The organism is Mucilaginibacter kameinonensis (genome assembly GCF_003675385.1).
GTDB classification, from domain to species: domain Bacteria; phylum Bacteroidota; class Bacteroidia; order Sphingobacteriales; family Sphingobacteriaceae; genus Mucilaginibacter; species Mucilaginibacter kameinonensis.
In genome coordinates, this window is record NZ_RCWZ01000002.1 from 1,266,771 (window position 1) to 1,289,465 (window position 22,695).

The 22,695-nt window shown below is 41.9% G+C and carries 22 protein-coding genes and 2 tRNA genes; 10 read left to right on the forward strand and 14 right to left on the reverse strand.

The genetic code is table 11. The features are described from left to right. The first annotated feature begins 173 nt into the window (after window positions 1–173). Entirely contained in the window at window positions 174–740 is a 567-nt protein-coding gene (locus tag EAH55_RS12210) for a C40 family peptidase (protein WP_114937240.1), read from the forward strand. A gap of 47 nt (window positions 741–787) precedes the next feature. Continuing rightward, entirely contained in the window at window positions 788–916 is a 129-nt protein-coding gene (locus tag EAH55_RS31395; protein WP_262707299.1) for a hypothetical protein, read from the forward strand. Here EAH55_RS31395 and EAH55_RS12215 read toward each other — a convergent pair. Further along, window positions 903–2,813, reverse strand: coding sequence for a DUF3857 domain-containing protein (locus EAH55_RS12215; protein ID WP_121809842.1), 1,911 nt, complete (start codon window positions 2,811–2,813; stop codon window positions 903–905). The genes EAH55_RS31395 and EAH55_RS12215 overlap by 14 nt on opposite strands. Continuing rightward, window positions 2,813–4,786: a DUF3857 domain-containing protein gene (locus tag EAH55_RS12220; RefSeq protein ID WP_121809843.1), complete on the reverse strand. Its 1,974-nt coding sequence runs from the start codon at window positions 4,784–4,786 to the stop codon at window positions 2,813–2,815. The genes EAH55_RS12215 and EAH55_RS12220 overlap by 1 nt, the downstream gene beginning before the upstream one ends. A gap of 125 nt (window positions 4,787–4,911) precedes the next feature. On the opposite strand from EAH55_RS12220, the gene EAH55_RS12225 reads away from it, so the two are divergent. Further along, complete coding sequence (locus EAH55_RS12225) at window positions 4,912–5,937, forward strand: 3'-5' exonuclease (protein WP_121809844.1); 1,026 nt, start codon at window positions 4,912–4,914, stop codon at window positions 5,935–5,937. Window positions 5,938–6,164: 227 nt separating this feature from the next. On the opposite strand, the gene queG is transcribed toward EAH55_RS12225, so the two are convergent. After that, window positions 6,165–7,097 carry a tRNA epoxyqueuosine(34) reductase QueG gene (gene queG / locus EAH55_RS12230; RefSeq protein WP_121809845.1) on the reverse strand — a complete coding sequence of 311 codons (933 nt, stop codon included), beginning with the start codon at window positions 7,095–7,097 and terminating at the stop codon, window positions 6,165–6,167. Window positions 7,098–7,257: 160 nt separating this feature from the next. Between queG and EAH55_RS12235 the strand changes: the two genes are divergently transcribed. Together EAH55_RS12235 and EAH55_RS12240 are read left to right on the forward strand one after the other, a co-directional pair. Then, entirely contained in the window at window positions 7,258–7,626 is a 369-nt protein-coding gene (locus EAH55_RS12235; protein ID WP_114937245.1) for a SpoIIAA family protein, read from the forward strand. A 10-nt stretch (window positions 7,627–7,636) separates the two neighbouring features. Beyond that, window positions 7,637–7,825, forward strand: a complete 189-nt coding sequence (locus EAH55_RS12240) for a hypothetical protein (RefSeq protein WP_121809846.1) — start codon at window positions 7,637–7,639, stop codon at window positions 7,823–7,825. A gap of 98 nt (window positions 7,826–7,923) precedes the next feature. On the opposite strand, the gene EAH55_RS12245 is transcribed toward EAH55_RS12240, so the two are convergent. From EAH55_RS12245 to EAH55_RS12295, 11 genes are all read right to left on the reverse strand, one after another. Then, entirely contained in the window at window positions 7,924–8,817 is an 894-nt protein-coding gene (locus EAH55_RS12245; RefSeq protein ID WP_121809847.1) for a polysaccharide deacetylase family protein, read from the reverse strand. 109 nt (window positions 8,818–8,926) lie between these two features. Further along, window positions 8,927–9,805: a hypothetical protein gene (locus EAH55_RS12250; RefSeq protein WP_121809848.1), complete on the reverse strand. Its 879-nt coding sequence runs from the start codon at window positions 9,803–9,805 to the stop codon at window positions 8,927–8,929. Between the two features lie 17 nt (window positions 9,806–9,822). Further along, window positions 9,823–11,025, reverse strand: a complete 1,203-nt coding sequence (locus tag EAH55_RS12255; RefSeq protein WP_121809849.1) for a Gfo/Idh/MocA family protein — start codon at window positions 11,023–11,025, stop codon at window positions 9,823–9,825. Window positions 11,026–11,054: 29 nt separating this feature from the next. Further along, complete coding sequence (ruvB, locus tag EAH55_RS12260) at window positions 11,055–12,077, reverse strand: Holliday junction branch migration DNA helicase RuvB (protein ID WP_112574353.1); 1,023 nt, start codon at window positions 12,075–12,077, stop codon at window positions 11,055–11,057. 153 nt (window positions 12,078–12,230) lie between these two features. Further along, window positions 12,231–12,962 carry a polyprenol monophosphomannose synthase gene (locus tag EAH55_RS12265; RefSeq protein ID WP_121809850.1) on the reverse strand — a complete coding sequence of 244 codons (732 nt, stop codon included), beginning with the start codon at window positions 12,960–12,962 and terminating at the stop codon, window positions 12,231–12,233. Window positions 12,963–13,075: 113 nt separating this feature from the next. Next, window positions 13,076–14,458: a POT-type proton-dependent oligopeptide transporter gene (locus EAH55_RS12270; protein WP_244228164.1), complete on the reverse strand. Its 1,383-nt coding sequence runs from the start codon at window positions 14,456–14,458 to the stop codon at window positions 13,076–13,078. Window positions 14,459–14,675: 217 nt separating this feature from the next. Further along, window positions 14,676–15,602 carry a hypothetical protein gene (locus EAH55_RS12275; RefSeq protein WP_112574356.1) on the reverse strand — a complete coding sequence of 309 codons (927 nt, stop codon included), beginning with the start codon at window positions 15,600–15,602 and terminating at the stop codon, window positions 14,676–14,678. A 99-nt stretch (window positions 15,603–15,701) separates the two neighbouring features. Then, window positions 15,702–16,880 (reverse strand): acetyl-CoA C-acyltransferase, encoded by a 1,179-nt coding sequence (locus EAH55_RS12280; RefSeq protein WP_121809852.1) that lies wholly within the window; start codon window positions 16,878–16,880, stop codon window positions 15,702–15,704. A gap of 235 nt (window positions 16,881–17,115) precedes the next feature. Continuing rightward, window positions 17,116–17,289, reverse strand: coding sequence for an Arc family DNA binding domain-containing protein (locus EAH55_RS12285; RefSeq protein WP_112574358.1), 174 nt, complete (start codon window positions 17,287–17,289; stop codon window positions 17,116–17,118). A 1-nt stretch (window position 17,290) separates the two neighbouring features. Continuing rightward, entirely contained in the window at window positions 17,291–17,818 is a 528-nt protein-coding gene (locus EAH55_RS12290; RefSeq protein ID WP_121809853.1) for a hypothetical protein, read from the reverse strand. 4 nt (window positions 17,819–17,822) lie between these two features. Beyond that, entirely contained in the window at window positions 17,823–18,680 is an 858-nt protein-coding gene (locus EAH55_RS12295) for an SPFH domain-containing protein (RefSeq protein WP_121809854.1), read from the reverse strand. Window positions 18,681–18,794: 114 nt separating this feature from the next. Between EAH55_RS12295 and EAH55_RS12300 the strand changes: the two genes are divergently transcribed. The 5 genes from EAH55_RS12300 (at window position 18,795) to EAH55_RS12320 (ending at window position 22,621) form a co-directional block, all read left to right on the forward strand. Continuing rightward, entirely contained in the window at window positions 18,795–20,864 is a 2,070-nt protein-coding gene (locus EAH55_RS12300) for an HD family phosphohydrolase (RefSeq protein WP_121810057.1), read from the forward strand. A gap of 83 nt (window positions 20,865–20,947) precedes the next feature. Next, window positions 20,948–21,034 (forward strand) — tRNA-Ser (locus EAH55_RS12305). Between the two features lie 83 nt (window positions 21,035–21,117). Then, a tRNA-Ser gene (locus EAH55_RS12310) sits at window positions 21,118–21,204 on the forward strand. A gap of 207 nt (window positions 21,205–21,411) precedes the next feature. Beyond that, on the forward strand, window positions 21,412–21,858 hold the full coding sequence (locus tag EAH55_RS12315) for an AAA family ATPase (RefSeq protein ID WP_121809855.1): 447 nt from the start codon (window positions 21,412–21,414) through the stop codon (window positions 21,856–21,858). After that, window positions 21,848–22,621, forward strand: a complete 774-nt coding sequence (locus EAH55_RS12320; protein ID WP_121809856.1) for a tRNA(His) guanylyltransferase Thg1 family protein — start codon at window positions 21,848–21,850, stop codon at window positions 22,619–22,621. The genes EAH55_RS12315 and EAH55_RS12320 overlap by 11 nt, the downstream gene beginning before the upstream one ends. The last annotated feature ends 74 nt before the right edge of the window (window positions 22,622–22,695 follow it).

Sequence of the window (22,695 nt, forward strand, 5' to 3'; positions counted from 1 at the left end):
GGCTGCTCTGCTTTTCGGGGATTGCTTCGTGCCTCGCAATGACTAACAGGAGAAGAGAAGATTTGTTTCCAACATCTGCACATCTGAAATCTACATATCTGCACATCCACATCGTGTTGATATGTTAAAAACATCTGTATAACATCAATAAACTTTAAAGCTAATTTTACTTCATGAGCATATACCTGCGCCGTAGTTTTTATTTGTTTATATTTTTCCTTTCCCCATTTATATTAAGTTCATGTCACTCGCGTAAGGCCGCAATGCGCGGCCAGCCGGGTGAGGTGGTTAACCCTTCGCCTGATATCGCCTCAAAATATTCTGAAATTATGGGAGTAAGCAGGGGGGATATTCAAAATGGTCGCCTTTATGCCTTTATTGATCAGTGGATGGGTACTCCTTATAAGTTCGGCGGTCTTGATAAAGACGGCGTTGATTGTTCCGGGTTAACTTTTTTACTGGAGCAACAGGTTTACGGTATCACCATTCCCCGTATGACCAGCAAGCAGATCACCGTAATAAAACGCAAATACGAGGATGAGCTAAAGGAAGGCGACCTGGTATTTTTTGATTTCGACGGTAAGCAGTTCAGCCATGTAGGCGTATACCTTCAGAATGGCTATGTAGTACACGCCAGCTCACGCCGGGGAGTGATCATTGTAAAACTTCGCGATCCATCGTTATACAAATACTTTTCAAGGGCCGGGTCAATTGAAAATGTTACCACCAGCATGAACTAAATAATCCCGTTCAATTTTTGTGGTAATTTCAATAATTTTGCACCATCATGGCCGATAAAAAACAAGATTATTCATTCTGGACTAAATACAAACGCTTTGCCGGTACCGAGATCATGCTTTACGTGATCATGGTTATTGGCATTATCCTCGGCATTGTAATATTTAGTTACCTTTAATAAGGGTTACATTATCGTGATCAGCATCGGCTATTGATTGATAAAAATCTACAAGTGCCTGATAGGTATCTTTACTATAGGTGCCATCAATAAGCTGCATCTTGCGGCTATAAATCAATTTATCCCCGTTCACCGTTGTGCTTGATTCAAATTTGCCGAAGGGTTTTTCAATACTTACCTTTTTTGGCCGGGTATCAACTTTATAGCCCGCAGGCAGGGTATAGGTGATCTCATCTTCGTCGGTATACCCTCTGTTAATATAAACATCATTACGGCGGTTACGGACCTCACGCAGCGGGGTATTTAACCTGTTGACAGGATTGGCCAGAAAAATGATCTTTCCGTCGGCTACAGACCCATAATCACTTGCCGAGATCTTCAGATTTTCAGTGGTATATGGTTGCGCGGTTTTAAACTGTTTCAGATCAGCGCTTTCAATTTCGAGGTTGTTTATTGGGTAAATCTTTTTGAGGTCCTTTACCTGCTCTTTTGCCGATTCATAAATTACATGGTCACGGTCTTCATAATTGGCTCCCTTAAAGTTAGTGGTGATTGAACCTTTAAGGCCGCCGTCGTCGGCAATAGTAAATGCGGCGGTGCGCTGTTCCATGTTAGCCTGGGCGGTATACTTTGGTGTATGTATTAGTTTGCCTCCTTCCGGCGTACAGGCAAATACGAGACGATCATCGGTAAAGTCGCCTAAAAAGCCGAAAGGCATGTTTTGATTGGTACACTCTAAAAAAGTGGTATCGCTTTTAAATGGCAGGCACAAAATAACATGGTTACCCTGATCCATACTGGCAAAATCAGGAAACATACCAACTTTGGCGCTGCCCGCCTCAACCACACAGTAATATGAATCGATACCTACCGCCTTAAATAGCGCCTGTGTATAATTAACTAAAGCCTTGCAATCGCCATAATTTTGTTGATCAACATCTGATGCAGGAAAAGGCTGATAACCGCCAATACCAATTGAAATATTGATATAATGCGTTTTACTCTGCATATACTCATAAATTTTGCGGGCCTTTTGCTTTGGATCGGCAATATCACCGGTAAGCTCTTTCATCCGGCTTACGGTTTGTGGGGATAAAACCTGCCTGCCTGCATTAAGCTTTTCGTATTGCCACATGCCCAGCTCTTTCCAGTTGGTGAAAGAGCCTGGAATACCGCCATAGCTAAATTTTTCGGGTGCTATTTTAACGTAGCTTAAGTTTGCTGTGCGAAGCGGGCTAAACGGTTCGTACTTTATAGCTTTTAAATTAGCTGCCAGCCATGTGTAAGTTTTAAGCCCATCTTTATTGCTACCTATGATTACTTTGGAGGGTGTATTTACTTCTTTATACCTGATCTTAAAATCGGGCTTGCAAATAAACGTATACGAACTTTTTTCAACAGCTACTCCGGTTGATGGATTAGGTTGCCAGTCCTGAAATTCCAGTGTTTGCTTGGATTTTACATCGTATTCATAGCTAACTGTGTAAGGATAATCGGTTACCAACGGGCGATAATGTTTGATTTTGACGTCGGTAAAAAGAGAAAAGCCGTCATGGCTGTTATCATCATCAAAATCGCTTTCACTGAATTTACTAACCGGCTTTCCGTACTGGTTATAAATTATCCCTTTAACATCTTTTATGATACGGCTTTTATTATGCCAGATGCCAATTTCAACATCCTCGTCTCCGTTTTTATTAAAAACAGTTATAGCCCTTTTTACGTGGAGCAACACATTGTCAAGGTCGCGGACCTCTGTTGTTATTTCTTCGTTCCGTACAACCGAACTGGCATAAGGCAAAAGGTCTTTCGAAATGAGTGATACATCATAGTTGTCCTGCGCTTTTACACAGGTTATTGCCGAAAGTATAAACAGTGTACTTAAAAATGCTTTCATTATTTTTTCTTGAAGATCATATCACCTTTTTCGGTAAGGATGATCTTATTAAACAACTCCTTCAAGTAAGGATATTCCGCCGGATCATAAACCGACTTATTAAACTGTGTAATGTTTGAAAATGTAAAGGTGTTATTGTCCTGGTTTTCAAACGTTGTGGCAAACATGCCTCCCTTATTTGGTAAAGAATAGGCTACAACCTGCGGCGGGGTTTCAACAGTGTACTGAGCCGGCAGGTGCATTACCAAAACCAGGCGTTTATCAGAAGCGTAAGCCCAGTCTACAGGATAGTCGCGCTCGGCAAGTTTGAACGGATTGGTAGTGCGTTTTTCCCAGAAATAAGGGTTAAATGCAAGTTTGTCATGATTGGTATTATCAAAAGCGTCAATCTCCACTTCAAATGTTTCCCTTAAAGGGCTTTCAAGGCTGTCGAGATTTGTAATGTCTGATTTAAGTACTTTTAGCTTAGGTTGTTTCTCGTCAAAGTCCTCAACATATTCATCAATACTATTGAATTTTTTAATGGCTTTACGTTTCTCATAAGCATCGTAACCTTTGTAATAATTCACGATGCTGCCTTTCAGCTTACCATTATCAAGCAGCGTAAGATCGAACATGTGCGTTGTCGCGGCTTTTTGCTGTGTGCTTAATTCCATCCAGTACGATGGTTTGGTCATGCTGATAACCCGGCCTTTATCATTGATACATTTAAGTGGCAGTAAGCCGAATGAAAGTAACGGATCGGTAGCATCAAGCAGGTAGGTTTGTTCGCCAATAGTTAGCCTCGCTATAACATAGTTAAAGTCGGTTAGTACCGGATAAAGTGTATTCACCATGCCATGGTCGCGGGTTGAAAGTAATACGGCTTCGGCATTAAGACCGGCTGCGTTCAAGGCGGTAATCAGTGTAAGGTTGATATCAGCAATACTTCCGGAGTGAGTATCTAATGCCTTTTTCTCACCCTCGCTGCTATAAATGCCGATATAATCGTTCCATTTAATCTGGCTTTTTATCCATGCATATAAGGTTTTTGCTTTGTCAAGCTCATCGGTTTTACCTGCTATAACAGATGCTATCCGTTCTTTAAGCAGGCTGATGCGTTTTACCTGCGAACCAAATTCATCGGCTATTTTTAGTTGACGGTCTACATCGCTCCACTGTTTGGTTACTACCGTTTTAACACTGGTATAAGGATTGGTGAACTCAACCAGCTCAAAATAAATGGCCGATAGGAAGTTTTTACGCGCGGTCATAAAGTCTTCATCAACAAAGGCCGGAATATCCTTCATATTATAAGTGATATGAGAACAATCGGCTTTTGAGCCGCCGGATGAAAAACATTCACGCTCAACTTCCGAGGTGCTTTTGGTTAACTTCAATACACCACGTATTGACGCGTTAAAGTTCCAGAAGCCGGGGATATGTACTTCGTATTGTGAGTTTATTTTAGGGATATCATCCTGGAATGTCCATCCTCTGAAATGGTCCCAGTATGGTGATATAAGTTCATATTTAAACTCAATAACACAACCCGGGCGTAGCGCAGGTAAAGCAAATTTTACTGTGCTGCCGTATTTGTAATCTTTAACCGTATATACCTTTTTAGATTCAAATTCTGCCTTTTGGATGATACCGTTATCGTCTTTATAGTAAGTAAAACCGGTAACATTATTAACTTCCTCCGCTGAGTTATCGCCGTTATGGATCGGTATTTCGATGGTGCCGTGGGTAAGGCCTTCTTTGGTGAAAATTTTAATTTTAGCATGATACGTATGGATGAGCCTGATGTGGTCCATATACTCATCAATACGGGTATTACCAAATTCATTTAAAAAAACAGCATTGGCCTGAGGATCTTTATCATATTTGGCCATTTCAATTTCATCGTTGCTTACCCCGGTTTCAAAATCCTGTGCCGAAGCCCAATTTGATAAGCCGATAAAAATCAGAAGAATAACAAAAAATCTGTTCATACAAATTGTGATAATTAGGGATAATGAAATTAAATAATAAATTGGTATATTAAATAAATTAAAAAATTTATTCTGCTGATTAATTTTAGGACATTTGCGACCTTTGCATCTCTGAACACTTACAAATGAAATTAAAATTAAAACGCCCCCTCGCTTTCTTCGATCTTGAAACAACTGGTACCAATATCGGTGCCGACCGCATAGTTGAAATATCGGTTATCAAGCTTAATCCCGATGGTAGCGAGGAGGTTAAAACATGGCGTGTTCACCCGGGCATCCCAATTCCGCTGGAGTCGTCGCTGGTACACGGTATTTACGACGAGCATATACAAAACGAAAAACAGTTTAAAGAGCTTGGCCAGGAAATTGCCGATTTTATTGGCGATAGCGATTTGGCCGGATATAACTCTAATAAGTTTGATATCCCGATGATCATGGAGGAGTTTCTGCGTGCGGGAGTAGATTTTAACCTGGATACACGTCATTTTGTGGATGTGCAAAATATATTCCACCAGATGGAGCAGCGTACCTTGAAGGCTGCCTACCAATTTTATTGCAATAAGGTAATTGAAAATGCACACTCGGCCGAGGCTGATACCCGTGCAACCATGGAGGTTTTGCTGGCACAGATAGAACGTTATGAAAACGTGGAGTGGGAAGATAAGAAAGGAAATAAAGTAGTTCCTGTTGTTGGCGATGTTGAAGCTTTACATGTATTTACCAACCTGAGCAAACCCGTTGATTTTGCCGGCAGAATGGTGTACAACGAGCAGGGTGAAGAGTTGATAAACTTTGGTAAGCACAAAGGCAAACGTGTGGAGGACGTGTTAACTGCCGAACCAAGCTATTATTCATGGATGATGCAGGGCGATTTTCCGTTGTATACCAAACGTAAACTCGAGGAGATCCATGCCCGCTGGAACGCTAAGAAAACAGCCGAACGCCAGGCTAACAAAGCGGCACAGCCTAAACCGGCCGATCAACAGCCTGCAGCTCCAAAGCAAGAGTACCAGAAAAAAGAATATACCAAGCCCGATCATACCAAAAATCAACAATATCAGAACAAACCTTACAAAAAGAAAGATGAGCCTGCACAGCCCGTTAACGACGATATGCTTGCTCAATTAGCCTTAAAGTTTAAGAAAGGCTGATAGCGTCTGAATCAGAATTTTCAGAATTAAAGAATTTTCAGAATTTAATATTGAAACCCTTGCAAGAATTTATGCAAGGGTTTTTGTTGATAATATCATGAAACCTTAGCTTCGTGAATTCGTTCCACTTTAGCCTTTAGCCTTTAGCCTTTAGCCTTTAGCCTTTAGCCTTTAGCCTTTAGCCTTTAGCCTTTAGCCTTTAGCCTTTAGCCTTTAGCCTTTAGCCTTTAGCCTTTCAAAAAATCAATATTCCTTTTCAAACCGCTAAATTTTGTGCGCTTAACGGCCGAGTTTTTAAATACCTTTTGAAAAATATCCTGGCTGATGTCTTGCCAGTCGGCAGCTTTCAGGTGCAGCAGATCGGGGTGGGGGCTGAAGGCCGGCTCGGTGTTCAAAACAGAGAAGCGGTTCCAGGGACAAACATCCTGGCAAACATCGCAGCCAAACATCCAGTTGTCCATTTTACCTTTAAACTCCTGCGGGATCTCGTTTTTAAGCTCGATGGTTAGATAGGAGATACAACGGCTGCCGTCAACCACATAGGGTCCTACGATGGCATCCGTAGGACAAGCATCAATACAGTTGGTACAGGTGCCGCAATGATCGGCGGTAGGGGCTATGTCATATTCCAGTTCAAGATCGATGATCAGTTCGGCCAGGAAAAAGAACGACCCTGCCTTTTTGTTGAGCAGGTTGCTGTTTTTTCCAATCCATCCCATGCCAGCTTTCCGTGCCCAGGCTTTATCAAGCACCGGTGCCGAATCAACAAACGCGCGGCCACCTACTTCACCAATCTGCTCGTTGATGATCTGCAGTAATTGCCTCAGTTTGTCTTTAATTACAGTATGGTAATCAATGCCGTAAGCATATTTGGAAATTTTGGGTGCCAAATGGTCATCCTGGCGCTGGTCGGTATAGTAATTAATACCTAATGATATAACCGATTTTGCCCCATCAACCAGTAGCCGCGGGTCGAGGCGTTTATCGAAATGGTTTTCCATGTAGGCCATTTCGCCATGCATATTTTTATTGAGCCAGGCTTCGAGGCGTGGGGCCTCTTCTTCCAGAAATTCAGCTTTGGCTATGCCGCAAAATAAAAAACCAAGCTTTTGTGCTTCGTTTTTGATAAGTTGGCTATATGTGGCCTTGTTTTGCTGCATTACTGCAAAGATAGTACAAATTAAAATTGATGGCCGCTACGATATATCGCAATATGTTGAGCGGTATTACGTACCTATAAAAGGGTATTAATACTCCGTTTGGCTATAAAATCACTATTGGTTCAGTTTTTGTAACTTATAAGCAATACGGATTTATGGCATGCTTGAGCATATAAGATATTTGCCTGCGCATGTGTTAGGGATACATGCAGTTGGCCACGTTAATGTAGATGATTACGAAAGAGCTTTACAGCCTTTGCTTGAGCAGCAGGTAAGACAAACCGGACGGATAAATTTTTTATTGGTGCTGGAAACCAATATTAAAAATTTTACGGCAGGTGCCTGGTGTGGCAATGTCAGGCTTGGCCTTAAGTATTTTACCCGTTGGAACAAGGTTGCAGTAGTAACTGACCAGGATGGCGTGCGCGAATTCAGCCACCTGTTTAAATATATTTTACCGGGCAAGTTTGCCGGCTACCGGCTGGAGGATTTGGATGAAGCGGTAAAATGGGTAACGGGAATTAAATAAATATATCGTTATGGAAACAATAGATAAAGTTGCAGCTATGAATAATGATAATTCGGACCTGCACAACGATGAGTTAGGTGAAAACACCGGCGATGATACCATAATAGCCGAAATTGTTCATTTAGCACCGGACGAAAAGGATATTAGTAAAATGCCGTCATCAAACAAGGGGCAGGGCCCGGCAGGGGAGGATTTGTAAACCCCGTCCCCAAAAAGGAAACAAAAAATGCCCGCTTAAAAAGCGGGCATTTTTTGTTAAATATTCTCCGAACACTCCCCCTTTAGGGGGCAGGGGCGCTAAAAGCTATTCCTGATGCTGTTGCTCAGGGTTTTAGTGCTCCAGTAACCGCTGTCCAGGATACGGCGTACGGTCATCAGCGGATCAGTCTGGTCACGTTTATCTGCCAATTGGAAAGCCATTTTAAAGCCACGTTTACGTAATTCAGGCAAAGCTGCTTTGTTCCAGATACCGAACGGATAAGCAAAGTAATCCATTTTTTTACCTGTGATCTCTTCCAAAGTTTTGGTTGGTTTTTCAATCTGGGTAACCCAATCATCAACCGGACGATTCGTTATTTTGCCGTTTTTACCAATGATTTTCAGGGTTGAGGTATGTGAATAACGGTCAACACGGTGGTGGTCCCAGGTGTGGCTGGCAACAACGTTACCTTCGTCAGATAGTTGTTTTACCTGCTCTTTGGTCATGTAATGCGGACGGCCTAATGATACGGTCATCACAAAATAAACCGCTTTAAAACCATATTTTTTAAGAGTTGGGTTGGCGATGGTGAATTGATCCAGATCGGTATCATCAAATGTAAGCATGATAGGCTTTTTAGGCAGCGGCGCACCTTTGGTAAGGTAGGCATAAAGCTGATCGGGCAGTATGGTGTGGTAACCACTATCGGCAAGCATTTTAATATGCTCTTTAAAAGCCGCAACCTGTACTATGTAATCTTTAGCGTTTTTTGAATCTGTGGGCTTCCAGTCGCGGATTTGGTGGTAACAAAGGATTGGTACCTGCTTCCGAGCTAAAATCGCGGCAGCATCGCCTTGCGGAACAGCATTATTAGTAGTTGCCGGAGCCTCAGTAGCCGGGCTGACAGTAGTTGATTTATCAGATGGCTTTGACTGGCATGAAACAGCACCGAAAGCACAAAGAGCCAGCATGGCTAATGTTTGTTTTATCATATTATAGGTTGGTTTTATTCCTTAATTAACGGCGGCTAAATTAATAATTATATAACATGCAAGCCCAGACATGTAAATAAAATTAATCAATACTTTAAGTGGGGTAATATCACCGGTTGCTGTTGATAATCTGTTTCAGACCGGGCTCGCAGGTAAGTAAATGCCATCCGCCAAAAACTACAAATACCTTGTTGTGTGTCTTAAGTAGGCCGTCGATGGTACGAAGTAGGTTTTGATCCCTAATCTCTTTAGAAGCCCTGCCAATTTGCTGAAACTTTCCTTTTGGGTCAAACGGATTAGTAGGTTCTAATTCTTCCAGTTTAAACGGACGGCTAAGCAGTTTTTGATAGCTGGCTTCGTAAAATTCAAGCGTTTGCTCGGATGGAGAGAGCTTAATCGCTCCGGTTTTCATAATATAGCCCTGGATGAATTTGGCATAATTTGCTTTAAAATCTGAGCTATCTGTAATAGGCGGTCGTTGTCCCCACATAAAACGTTCAGTAGCTATATAAGCTAAAAATTCACCCGTAGTGTACCTTTTCAAAAGTTCCCTAAATTCCAGACTATCGGTCATATCGCCGTTAACCGTATTTATTTTAAGGCTGTCGGCAAGAATTTTAGTAAGCCCTATTTCGCCATCCTTTTGTATGGCTTCTTTTTTTGAGGTGAAAACTTTTTTAGATACATCACCACCTTCATTAACACAAACATCCGGCTTAAATTCAAAAAAGGCTTTTTCTATCTCCGTAAACATGGGATTTTTGGTATCGCTGTTATCCGGCAGGTGATTGACGCCGCAAAAAACGATCTCCTTTTTATCATTTTTAAATCTTAGGATATAGGGATTAGCCGGTAGGTGACCGGCAGCATCCAGTTTGATTTTTAAATAACTAACTGTGGGGTAAACTTTAGGTGAAGCTTTGTCTTTGTTGCCTCCACAGCCAAATAGGGCCGAGGATAATAACAGTAGTATCGTTATATGTTTCATCGGCCCTATTGTGTTTGTTATAATACGATGCGTTTACCTTCTTTTATCGATCGTTTAGCAGCATCAAGGATCTGCATCACTATCATGTTATATTTTAATGATGAACGGTCATCAGGGTTTCTGAGCGGATTTTGCAAAGCGGCAGTAAAATATGCAACAGGTGCGTCGGCAGGCGAAACAAGCGGTGTTGCTTTATAGCCTCGCACTCGGTTATTAACTTTTAGTTCCACGCTATCCTTATCAAAAGCATGAATATAACCCTTAGCTCCAAAAATCTCCATATCCTTAATGCTGAAAGGCCAGTTCCACGAAGCCTCTATTTGTCCGGTGGCATTGGCGTATTCAACTATTATAGTGGCGTCATCTTCAACTTTGGGGTATACGTTGGGTTTGTAATGCCTTGCAATGGCGGTTACCGCTATTGGGCGCTGGCCTTTCATTAGCCAGGTCATTAAATCGGCACCATAGCAGCCAAAATCGTTAAGCGCACCTGCGCCATTCAGAACAGGATCGGTAAGCCAGCTCAGGAAATCTTCACTGCAACCAATTTCACGAGGACCCTGATGTCCGTCATGAACTACCATTCTGCGGATCATGCCTACGCTATCCAGCTTAACTGTATTATAAGCATCCTGGAACGATGGATACCAGGTAGTTTCATAGTTGGTTAATACCTTAACGTAATATTTGAGCGCCAGGAATTCCATGCGTTTAGCCTGTTCAAGGGTAGCTGCCAAAGGTTTTTCAACCATAACAGAAATACCCAAAGGCGCGCAGGTTTCCACAATATCAACATGTTTGCCAACCTCATTGTAACCTAATACAATGGCAGGTTTGCGGGTAATACACATTTTCTTCAGATCCTCAAAAAACAGGGAATCGGGCAGGTTATATGCTTTGCCAAATTTTTCCCAAAGCTTCTTGTTGGGTTCGGCAATACCTACAATATTCACGTTGCCTTTACGATACTCACTTAATATCAGGTGAATATGATCGTGGTTTAAACCCATTATGCCCACTTTTAAAGTAGGCACAGGTTTGTGAACTGCCGGTACCGTATCCTTTTTGGCTTTATTAACTGAGTCGGCAGGTAAAGTCACTGCTGGGGCAGGAGTAGGTGCAGGAACCGGTTGCGGAGGTGTTGTTTGCGCCGATGCAATGCCTATACCGCTTAAAATAAGCGCAGTTGTAGTTAACAGTAGTTTTAATTTGGTTTTCATGATTGGTGGCGATGTATGTAGGTTTTATATCAAAATAATGATGGATTTCCCCCCAGCTTTATCTTGCCCAGATGTTTGTAGGCGGCTTCGGTAACTTCACGCCCACGCGCTGTGCGCATGATAAAGCCTTCCTGTATCAGAAATGGTTCGTAAACTTCTTCAATGGTGCCCTCGTCCTCACCAACTGCTGTGGCTACAGTTTTTAAGCCAACAGGGCCGCCCTTAAACTTATCAATAATGGTCAACAGGATCTTGTTGTCCATTTCGTCAAGGCCGTGACTGTCTACGTTTAAGGCATTAAGCGCATATTCAGCAATCTCAGTATCAATTTTGCCGTTGCCTTTAATCTGGGCAAAATCACGTGTGCGGCGAAGCAGCGCATTGGCAATACGTGGGGTACCACGGCTCCGGCGGGCAATTTCATACGCGCCCTCATCGGTAATAGGAGTTTTTAATATCGATGCCGAACGTAATACAATGGTGGTAAGCAGTTTTGCATCATAATATTCTAACCGGGAGTTGATCCCAAACCTGGCCCTTAACGGTGCGGTAAGCAAGCCCGAACGGGTAGTGGCACCAACCAATGTGAACGGATTAAGGGAGATCTGTACCGAGCGGGCATTGGGGCCGCTCTCCAGCATAATATCTATCTTAAAATCCTCCATGGCCGAGTATAAATATTCCTCAACCAGCGGACTTAAACGGTGAATTTCGTCAATAAAAAGGATGTCGCCTGTTTCCAGGTTGGTAAGCAAGCCTGCCAAATCTCCTGGTTTATCCAAAACAGGACCCGAAGTGATTTTAATACCGACGCCCATTTCGTTGGCAATAATGTGTGATAGGGTAGTTTTACCCAAACCCGGAGGGCCATGCAACAATACATGGTCAAGCGCCTCGCCCCGCTGGCGGGCTGCCTGTACAAAGATCTTTAAGTTGGCTAATATTTTATGCTGACCGGTAAAATCCTCAAATTGCTGAGGCCGTAATACTTTTTCAATATCACGTTCGGCATTGTTGAGGCGTTCACGGTTAGGATCAAGATGCTCATTCATTGCCAACGAAATTAGTATTTATTTTTGATTTCGAATTTCGGATGTTCGATTTCGGATGTTTATTTTAAAATCTTTACAAAAAAAATGATTCCGAATTTATCCTGAATAATCAAAAATAAATCCGAAATCACAATTCCCAAATCCGAAATTAAATCATCCTTCCGGATATTTCCTGAAAATGCTGTTGATCTTCATTTGGATAACACCCAAAAATGCTTCGCGGAAAATACTGGTTGACATTTTAGAGGTACCTGCAGTACGATCTGTAAATATGATGGGTACTTCAACAAGCTTAAAGCCATGTTTAACGGTGGTATATTTCATCTCAATCTGGAAGGCATAGCCCACAAATTTGATTTTATTAAGTTGTACGGTTTCCAGTACTTTACGTTTGTAGCACATAAAACCCGCGGTAGCATCCTGCACTTTCATACCGGTTATAAAACGTACATAAACGGATGCAAAGTAACTCATGAGTACCCTGCTCATTGGCCAGTTTACCACGTTTACACCGGTTACATAACGTGAGCCAATAGCGGCGTCGGCACCATCAATGCAGGCTTGCCTTAATTTCAGCAGATCATCCGGATTATGCGAAAAATCGGCATCCATTTCAAAAATATAATCGTAATGGCGGGCAATGCACCATTTAAAACCGTGTATATAGGCGGTACCCAGTCCTTGTTTACCCGCACGTTCCTCAATAAAAAGGCGTCCGTCATATTCGGGCTGTAAACTTTTTACAATCTGGGGCGTACCGTCGGGCGATCCGTCGTCAATGATCAGAATATGGAAATCATGAGGCAGAGAAAATACTTTGCGGATCATCCGCTCGATATTTTCCTTCTCATTATAGGTAGGTATGATTACAACGCTATCGGGCACTGAACAGTATTTTGAAAATTAGGTAATATTTAGGGTGCGAAATTAATCAATTTAAAGGGCATCAAAACAAAAAAAAAGGAAAGCTTGCGCTATCCTTTTCTTGTTTTAATATTTTAAAGATTATTCGTGTCGGCAATAACCTGGTTTTCCTCGTACGGATCTGTAATGTAGTTTCTTTCTTTAAGGCGCGGAGAAACAAACAGGAATATGATGATGAACACACAAATAAAGGTCACAAAAAACCATTCATAATTAGCGCCTTTCAGGTTTTTAGCCCACCAGCCGCCATCTTCAATAAGTCCGTTAACAAGGGCGGTGATCAGGTTTCCGAATGAAACAACAAGGAACCAAATACCTGACATGGTACTTTTCATTGATTTTGGAGAATGGGTATAAGCGTATTCAAGGCCGGTAATTGATACCAATACTTCTGCAGCTGATAATATTAAAAAGGCCAGTACCTGCCACCACATGGAAGGTGCGCCACCATTATCAATACTAACATGGGTAAAACCAATAACAACAAATGATAATGCAGTTAAAACCAATCCGGCACCAAGTCTGCGTAAAGGTGTTGTTTTTAATCCGATCTTATCTAAATTAGGATAAATCAGATAGTTAAAGAGTGGTATGAATAGCAGAAGGAAAATAGTATTAAATGTAGACATTGAGCCCGGTTCTATCTGGAATGAGGTAAAACCGAGATTAATGTTACGATCCATTTTTGCAGCATAAAGCGTCCATTCTGAAAGGCACTGGTCCCAAACAGCCCAAAACGCCAATGCAAAAAAGAATACGGCAATTACGCGGTATACCGCTTTAACTCCTTCAACACGTTCCGGATCATAACTTTCTTTAGCAATATCAAGGAATGATTGGCCAGGTTTCCTTTTACTCAAATTGGTAAGTGCATACCATGTAATAAACACCAGGTTGTTTCGGTTTACGCCCTGCGGAGGCACTTTTACATATTTTTTGCGGCCCATGAAAAATATAACAGTCGCCAAACCCATTAATATGCCGGGAATGCCGAAAGCCCATTTAGGGCCATAATATTTGTAAATAGTAGGGATAGCAACAGTAGATAGCATAGAGCCCGCGTTTATGCTAAAGTAAAACCAGCCGTAAACCTTTGATAGCAAATCTTGATTGCTGGCATCAAACTGGTCGCCTACGTTAGCCGAAACGCACGATTTGATACCACCGGCGCCGATAGCTACAACAAGCATACCTATCTCGAAACCGCTAAGACTGGTATCAAACATAGCCAGCAAAAGGTGGCCAAGGCAATACACCATGGAAATATAAAGGATGAGTTTGTATTTACCGGTAAACCAGTCGGCCACCATACCGCCTACAAATGGCAAAGCGTAGGCCACCATCACAAATAAGTGATTCAATTTATTGGCATGGGCATCAGCCTGTTGAGCCAATGCTTGAGCCCCGGTAGGGTTAAAGAATTGTTTTACCAAAAATAAGGTGAGTATGGAACGCATGCCATAAAAGCTAAAACGTTCTGCGGCTTCGTTGCCAATAATGTAAGGGACGCTCTTGGGGAATCGAGATTTTAGGGGAGCAGTTTTTTCTTGCATCAGTTAACTTAAAAATTTGCTAAAGGTAATATAAATCTTCTAAACCAAAATTTAATACCGAAAGTGGGATACTTTATGTAACAAAATGGTTAATTTTTGATTATTGCTGTTATTTAATTTCTTAATGACGTGTTGGCACGAGTGCGCGATCTTTCGCCGCTTGTTTTTTAGGATCAACATATTCCGTATCGGTAGCTGAAGATTCTCCGCTGGAAATATTACGCATGTCGAGGTCTTCTACATAAGTCCAGCGCCCTTCTTTCAGTTTATAGCCATCGTAACTCAGATCCGGGCCAAACGTTTCGGGTTTATCTTTGCTCCTGCCATCGGGGGCCGAAAGATGGTCGAAAACAATCAGATTTTGTTCGGGGAGATACCGCAATAGCATAGATACCTGCCTGGCGTATTCAAATACCACCCTGTCGCGGGTTTTGCCGTTACCATTAAATACAGGCATGCCAAATTCAGGTACACCGTTATTAAAGGAGATTACATCGATCACTTTTTTGGTGGATTTTACAGTGTTACCTTTCCAACCTAATAATACGTAGTAAGGTTTAGGACCATACACCGGCATTATTTTATAATATTGGGCGCCATACCATTTATGGCTATCGGTTACGGAATCTTCCGGGTTTTTTTGAAGCGGTGAATAATCTTCAAGCGGGAACATTTTAAGCGCGCCGCCGGTATTTATTTGTACTGTACCGTAAAAGCGGTAGCTGCCATCAAGGTTGATGACATGCCAACTCAGGATACGAAAACGGTTATCGGGCGAGTTAACAATACTTATGCTTTTGAGCGAATCAAAGGGGAACAGGAAAGAGTTATTGATTTTTAAGGCCTGTACCAATGTTTTGATGAACTGATAATTGGCATTTTTACGCTCCATATCATTTTCATCATTCACAATTTTTTTGCCGAGTTTGGCCAGACTATCCTGGTACTCGTTGAGCTTTTTTAGCCGGGTACCCTCATCATAATACTGTGCAAAGCTTTGCAGACAAAGTAATATTGAAAATGCAGTCAGAAGCGCTTTTTTTGTCACTATTTTAATTAATTAGGTGAGCTTATTTATATCAGTGCCGGGTATAAAACAAGCTTTATGAAAGCTGTTATACCTTACAATTATATAAGTTTTAGGGTATTAACGTAAATTTTCGATAACCATTGCGCTCGCGCCGCCGCCACCATTACAAATGCCGGCCGCGCCGTATTTGCCGTTGTTTTGTTTTAATACGTGTAAAAGCGTTACAATGATCCGGGCACCTGAGGCACCAAGAGGATGCCCCAATGAAACAGCTCCGCCGTTAACGTTCACCTTTTCGGGGTCGAGATTTAAAAGTTGGTTATTGGCTATTGATACTACAGAGAAGGCCTCATTGATCTCAAAAAAATCAATATCCGAAGCTTGAAGACCGGCCCTGTGCAACGCAAGCGGAATAGCTTTTGATGGCGCGGTTGTAAACCACTCCGGCGCTTGCTGCGCATCTGCGTGAGAGACTATTTTGGCAAGCGGTTTTATGCCGAGTTCATCAGCCTTTTCACGGCTCATGAGTACTACCGCGGCAGCGCCATCATTTAAGGTTGATGCATTTGCGGCTGTAACAGTACCGTCCTTTTTAAATACCGGTTTTAGGGTTGGGATCTTATCAAACTTTACTGTGTTAGGCTCCTCGTCTTCGGCAAACATGGTGATGTCCCCCTTTTTATCTTTAAGACCAACAGGGGTAATTTCGTCTTTGAATTTGCCATCGCTCTGGGCCTTCTGAGCGCGGTGATAAGATAATATAGCGTAGGCATCCTGCTCTTCGCGGCTGATGTTGCAGTCGGTAGCACAAAGTTCGGCTGCCGAACCCATATGATAGTCGTTATATACATCCCAAAGACCATCTTTTACCAGCCCGTCAATAATCTGCCCGTTGCCTAAGCGATAGCCGTTGCGGGCTTTATCAAGATAGTAAGGCACATTACTCATGCTTTCCATACCACCGGCTACTATAATATCATTCTGGCCTATGGCTATGCTTTGGGCAGCCAGCATAATGGCTTTCATGCCCGACGCACATACTTTATTAACGGTTGTAGCAGGCAAGTAGGGGAGCCCCGCGAAAATAGCTGCCTGAGTGGCGGGTGCCTGCCCTACATTGGCCGACATCACATTGCCCATGTAAACTTCCTGCACCTGGTCGGGCCGTAAACCCGCTTTTTCTACTGCCGATTTGATAACCGCAGCACCAAGCTGTGTGGCGCTTATGGCTGCCAAACTACCTCCAAAACTGCCTATAGGTGTGCGTGTAGCCGCTACTATTACTACTTCTTTCATGTGTCCCTCATTAAAATTGGTGGGCAAATTTAGTGATTTGGATGAAAGAAAATACTATGCATGCATAATAAAAATCAGTTGCAGTTTTTCAGCGGCAGTTGCAGTTTTTTAAATCGGATAGTAGTATTGGATAGTTGCAGTTTTTGAGAAATGGTGGCAGTTTATTTCGATAGGATAAAAGTATTAAACGTCGGAGCTGCAAACTAATAACTGCAAACTGCCTCTGCTACTGCCACTAATCACCACCTTCCTTTTTCTTCTTAGTTCCCTTTTTACGGGCAAGCAGGGCTTGTTGCATGAGGTATTCGATCTGGCCATTGGTGCTTCTGAATTCTTCGGCAGCCCAGGTTTCAATCTCCTTCAACATATCCGGATTAATACGTAATACAAATGCTTTCTTCTCCGCCATATCAACTTGTGGCCGCTGCTTCGGCCTGTTTTAACAAAACTAAATTTATGCCCAGTAAAGCCAGTAAAGGTAGTTCTGGTACTTTTTTGATCATATCCGGATCGATTTTTATAATAAAAGGTTGTTTTCTGCTCCAAAGCTTGGTTTCAACACTTAGTATATCGCCCAGCTGTTCGTTTACCCAGGTATAGGTACGTGAAAGGATCTTTTTATTATAAAATGTAGCCGTAAGGCCGTTGTTTAATTCCAATGTGATCTTGCGGCTCCAGATCTCAGGTGTTATTAAGCCCGTTTCCATGCCGTCGGGCTGTTCAATTATAAGTTTTCTACCTACCCAGCTCTTGCGTTTTACCATCCAGCTCCCTTTTGCCGTTTCAAGTATACAATTCCGTTTTAAAGCGCCGGTATAGGTGAGCTTACCATAGCTAAACTGCCCATCAGTAAGCTCATACCATGGTCGCCAAAAGCCATGCCTTAAAACAGGTAGTTCCTGTACACGCAAAAGATCAAAACTTCTGAACTGATCCATAGTATTAATGATATAAAGTGCCGGTATTAACAACAGGATTAACAGCTTTATCCCCGCATAATACAACCAGCAGATTGCTCACCATAGCCGCTTTGCGTTCTTCATCAAGTTCTACAATGTTTTTTTCAGATAGTTTGTTCAGTGCCATTTCAACCATACCAACCGCGCCTTCAACAATAAGCTTACGTGCAGCAATAATGGCCGAGGCTTGTTGTACCTGTAACATGGAATGTGCAATTTCGGGAGCATAAGCCAAATGGGAGATGCGGGCTTCCAATACCTCAATGCCGGCACGATCAAGCCTTTCATTTAATTCTTTCTCTAACATGGTACTTACCTGTTCCGCACCGCCGCGCAGGGTAATGGCAGCGTTTTCATCTTCCAGGTTATCATAAGGAAAAGAATTGGCCAAATGCCTCACCGCGGCCTCGCTCTGGATGTTTACATATTGTATATAATTTTCAACCGCGAATACGGCGGCAGCGGTATCCTTGATCTGCCATACAATAACGGCCGCAATTTCAATAGGGTTACCAATACTATCGTTTACCTTTAGTTGCTGGCCGTTAAGGTTAAAAGCCCTTAACGATACTTTCCTTTTTACGGTGAACGGGTTTACCCAAAAAAAGCCGTCCTTTTTTACAGTGCCCAGGTACTTGCCGAAAAGGGTAAGCACTTTTGATTCGTTTGGGTTAACGACAACAAGTCCCGGGAGCAGAAAAACGAAACCTACGATAGCTAATATTGCTCCAATAGGTTCTTCGCCAGCCCAAAAACAAAATGCGGCTACTGCCAGCAATGCCAGAAATATAAAGAATACGGCAAAGCCGGATGGCGGGTTGATTGTTTTTTCAGGATTCATGATTTAAATTGATTTTAAAGTGATATCACAAAGATATCAAATTTGTTTTCGCAAAAGCAAGAAAAACTGCATATAACAGAAACTTATATTATTTTTGGCAGGTTATTTATTTACATGGCAAAACTATCCACTTCGCGCCAAAAGGCTTTACTGCGCAAATACGCCCGTAATGTTAAGTTTTTGATGATGCTGCTCAGTGTCATACTCATTGTTTATTTTTTACCGAAGCAGGCAAAATTTAGCTATGAACACGAAAAGGGCAGGATCTGGAACCAAAAAGACCTGGTATCGCCCTATAATTTTGCCATATTAAAAACACCCCAGGAAATCATGGCCGACCAGAAGTCGGCACTGGAAAGTATAACGCCAATTTACCAGTTAGATGCCGCTATGCAAAACCAGCAGATAGATGGTTTCAAGGCCGATCTGGAAATCAAATGGCATAATGCGGGTATTAACGATAAACTAAAACCAAAATATATTGCTGCAGGTGTTGATCTGCTTACAGAAATTTATCAAACCGGTGTTTTTAAACCGAATGCAAAATACCAGCAAAGCACAGAAAATTATCCCATAAGAATATTGGATAAAAATGTTGCTACTGATAAAAACACCAACGAGCTTTTCACTAAAGAAAAAGCACAGGCTTATTGTGATAAGGTGCTAAGTAAACATACCGATCTGGACAAGGCTTTCCTGCTCGATTTGATCAGTAACCGTCTTCAAAATAATCTTGCTTATGATAATAACCTTACCTCAAGACTGGAGAAAGAAGTTGTTGACGGCCTTTCGGTAACCCGGGGGATGGTGCAAAAAGGGGAGGTGATAGTTTATAAAGGCTCGGTAGTTAATGATGACGTTTATCAAAAGCTGGAATCATTTAAAAAAGCCTTTGAGGATAATGCCCGTGTTAATGGCAACCGGAACCTGGTATTGCTTGGGCAGTTTTTCCTGGTAGCTATCGCGTTGTCATTACTTATGATTTTCCTTTACCTTTTCCGTAAGGATATTTATGCCGATAACAGGCTGGTAAGTTTGATATTACTGGTAATTACTGCCATGTTGGCCACTTTATCGCTCGCTATCAAACTGCAGTTTCCTACCAATCTGTATTATATTCCTTACTGTATTGTACCAATCATTATCCGCATATTGTTTGATACCCGTTTGGCACTTGAAATTCATTTATTGGTGGTACTGATAGCCGGCTTTTTTGTGCCGAATAGCTTTGAGTTTGCCTATTATGAGATTACGGCGGGCATGGTATCTATTTATAGTATTAAAAACCTGGTACGCAGGGAACAGTTCCTGATCTCGGCGGTGATCATCATCTTCACTTATTTTGTCGCGTTTTTAGGCATCACCTTTATCCGCGAAGGTGATTTCATGAATATTGACTGGATGGACTTTTTGCCTTTCGTGGTTAGCGTATTGCTTACGCTCCTGGCTTATCCGCTTATTTACCTGTTTGAGAAGATATTTGCTATCACATCAGAAATTACGCTCATTGAGCTTACCAATACCAACGCGCCGTTATTACGTGAGCTGGCCTTTAATGCTCCGGGTACCTTTCAGCACTCGTTACAGGTAGCTAACCTTGCCGAGAATGCTATTTATGCTGTTGGCGGCAATGCACTACTGGTTAGGGCAGGGGCGCTTTACCACGATATTGGCAAAATGGAGAACCCGCTGTTCTTTATCGAAAACCAAAGCTCGGGCTTTAACCCCCATGATAAGCTGCCTTATGAGGAAAGCGCGCAGATCATCATTCGCCACGTAAGCAAGGGTATCGAAATGGCGCGCAAGGCCAATTTGCCTGAGGTAGTGATTGACTTTATACGTACCCATCATGGTAATACCCGTGTCGACTATTTTTACCAGTCGTCGTTGAAAAATTTCCCTGAAAAATTCATCAACGAGAACATTTTTCGCTATCCCGGGCCTATCCCTTTCACCAAAGAGGGGGCTGTTTTGATGCTTGCCGACTCGGTTGAGGCCGCTTCCCGCTCGTTAAAAGAACCGGACGAGGAATCGATCAGTGTGCTGGTTGATCGGATTATAAAATATAAGCTTGATCAAAATCAGTTGAAAGACAGTAATATAACTTTAAAAGATATTGAAACTATTAAGGCTATTTTTAAGCGGATGCTGATGAGTATTTATCACGTTAGGATAGATTATTAGAAAATGATTTTTTTTTTTGACGGGAGGCTTGAATTACTATATTTGCAGTCCCTGAAAAACGGGACATAGCTGAAAAGCAAAACGGAGAGGTGCCTGAGAGGCCGAAAGGAACAGTTTGCTAAACTGTCGTACTGGAAACGGTACCGAGGGTTCGAATCCCTCCCTCTCCGCAAAAAGCCCAAAGAGGGCTTTTTTTATTTATGATGTCACGATTATAGCATTAAATTAATTGGCGCTGTAGATAGTGAAACCCGGAGAGATGCCTGAGAGGCCGAAAGGAACAGTTTGCTAAACTGTCGTACTGGAAACGGTACCGAGGGTTCGAATCCCTCTCTCTCCGCCTTTGCCCACCGAGGCGTGTTACGGCGGATGAAATCCGCCAGTGGCAAGCGTATAAGAGAATTGTTGAAGCGAAATAAAATTGAAGCCAGATAGATTTATGATTTATCTGGCTTTTTTTATTTTAGTACAACTTAAAATATCAAAAAAGGTATTATATGTTTGATTGAGAATTCTTTTGCATGTATAAAATTGAACCCTTAGAAAAATGGAAGCAGTAATATTTTGTGGTATACAGGCAACAGGAAAAACTACTTTCTTCAAAGAAAGGTTCTTTAAAACGCATATCCGAATCTCCTTAGATCAGTTAAATACCAGAAATAAGGAACTTAGGTTTATCGAAACCTGTATTTCCACCAGTCATCCGTTTGTTGTGGATAATACCAATCCAACTCTAAAAGAAAGGGCAAAATATATTGCTATTGCAAAAGCAAATAAGTTCAAGGTAACCGGATACTATTTCCAATCAAAGTTGGTTGAGGCGTTGGAGCGTAATAACCAACGTTCCGGCAAAGAGAAGATCCCCGAAATTGGAATAAGAGGAACTTTTAAGCGGTTGACCCTGCCTTCTGTTGACGAAGGTTTCGACGAGTTATTTTATGTAACAACTGAGAATAATACATTTACTATAAAAGCATGGTCAAATGAAATTTGATGATCTGGATGTTAAAATGAGGGTTTATGAAACCTCACAGGACCGTTGCGTTTTACCTGAAATGTATATCGTAGCCAGAATTGATGGGCGGGGCTTTACCCGGTTGACTAAAGAAGTACATCAGTTTAAAGCACCTTTTGATGAAAGGTTTCGTGACCTCATGGTTGAAACTGTAAAGCATCTCATGAATTGCGGTTTCAACGTAATTTACGGTTATACACAAAGTGACGAAATATCACTGTTATTTCACCCCGACGAAAATCTTTTTGGGCGAAAAACCAGGAAGTATATCTCCGTATTGGCAGGCGAGGCCAGTGCTAAGTTTTCAGCGGGTTTGGGAGATTTAGGAGCTTTTGACTGTCGTATTTCTGAGCTTCCCAATAAAAAATTGGTAGAGGATTATTTTAGGTGGCGTAATGAAGATGCACATAGGAATGCCTTGAATGCTCATTGCTACTGGCGTTTGAGACAAGATAACCATACCGTAAAGGAGGCCACTTCTAAAATTGAAGGTATGAGTATTGCTGCCAAGAACGAATTATTATTTCAATATGGTATCAATTTTAATAATGTTCCTGCCTGGCAAAAAAGAGGAATGGGTTTTTATTGGACAGATGTAAAAAAAGAAGGGTTTAATCCCAAGACCAATGAATATGTATTGGTTGATAAACGTATTCTGCATACTGATTTCGAGCTGCCGATGCGTGAAGAGTATAATGAATTTATACAGGATCTTTTAGAGAGGTATGAAAGTAAATCATAAATACTGAGGTTGTAATAGCAGGTCAAGCATCCTTGATCTAAAAAAGTAACACCCGGCTCGTTTACAGATATCTT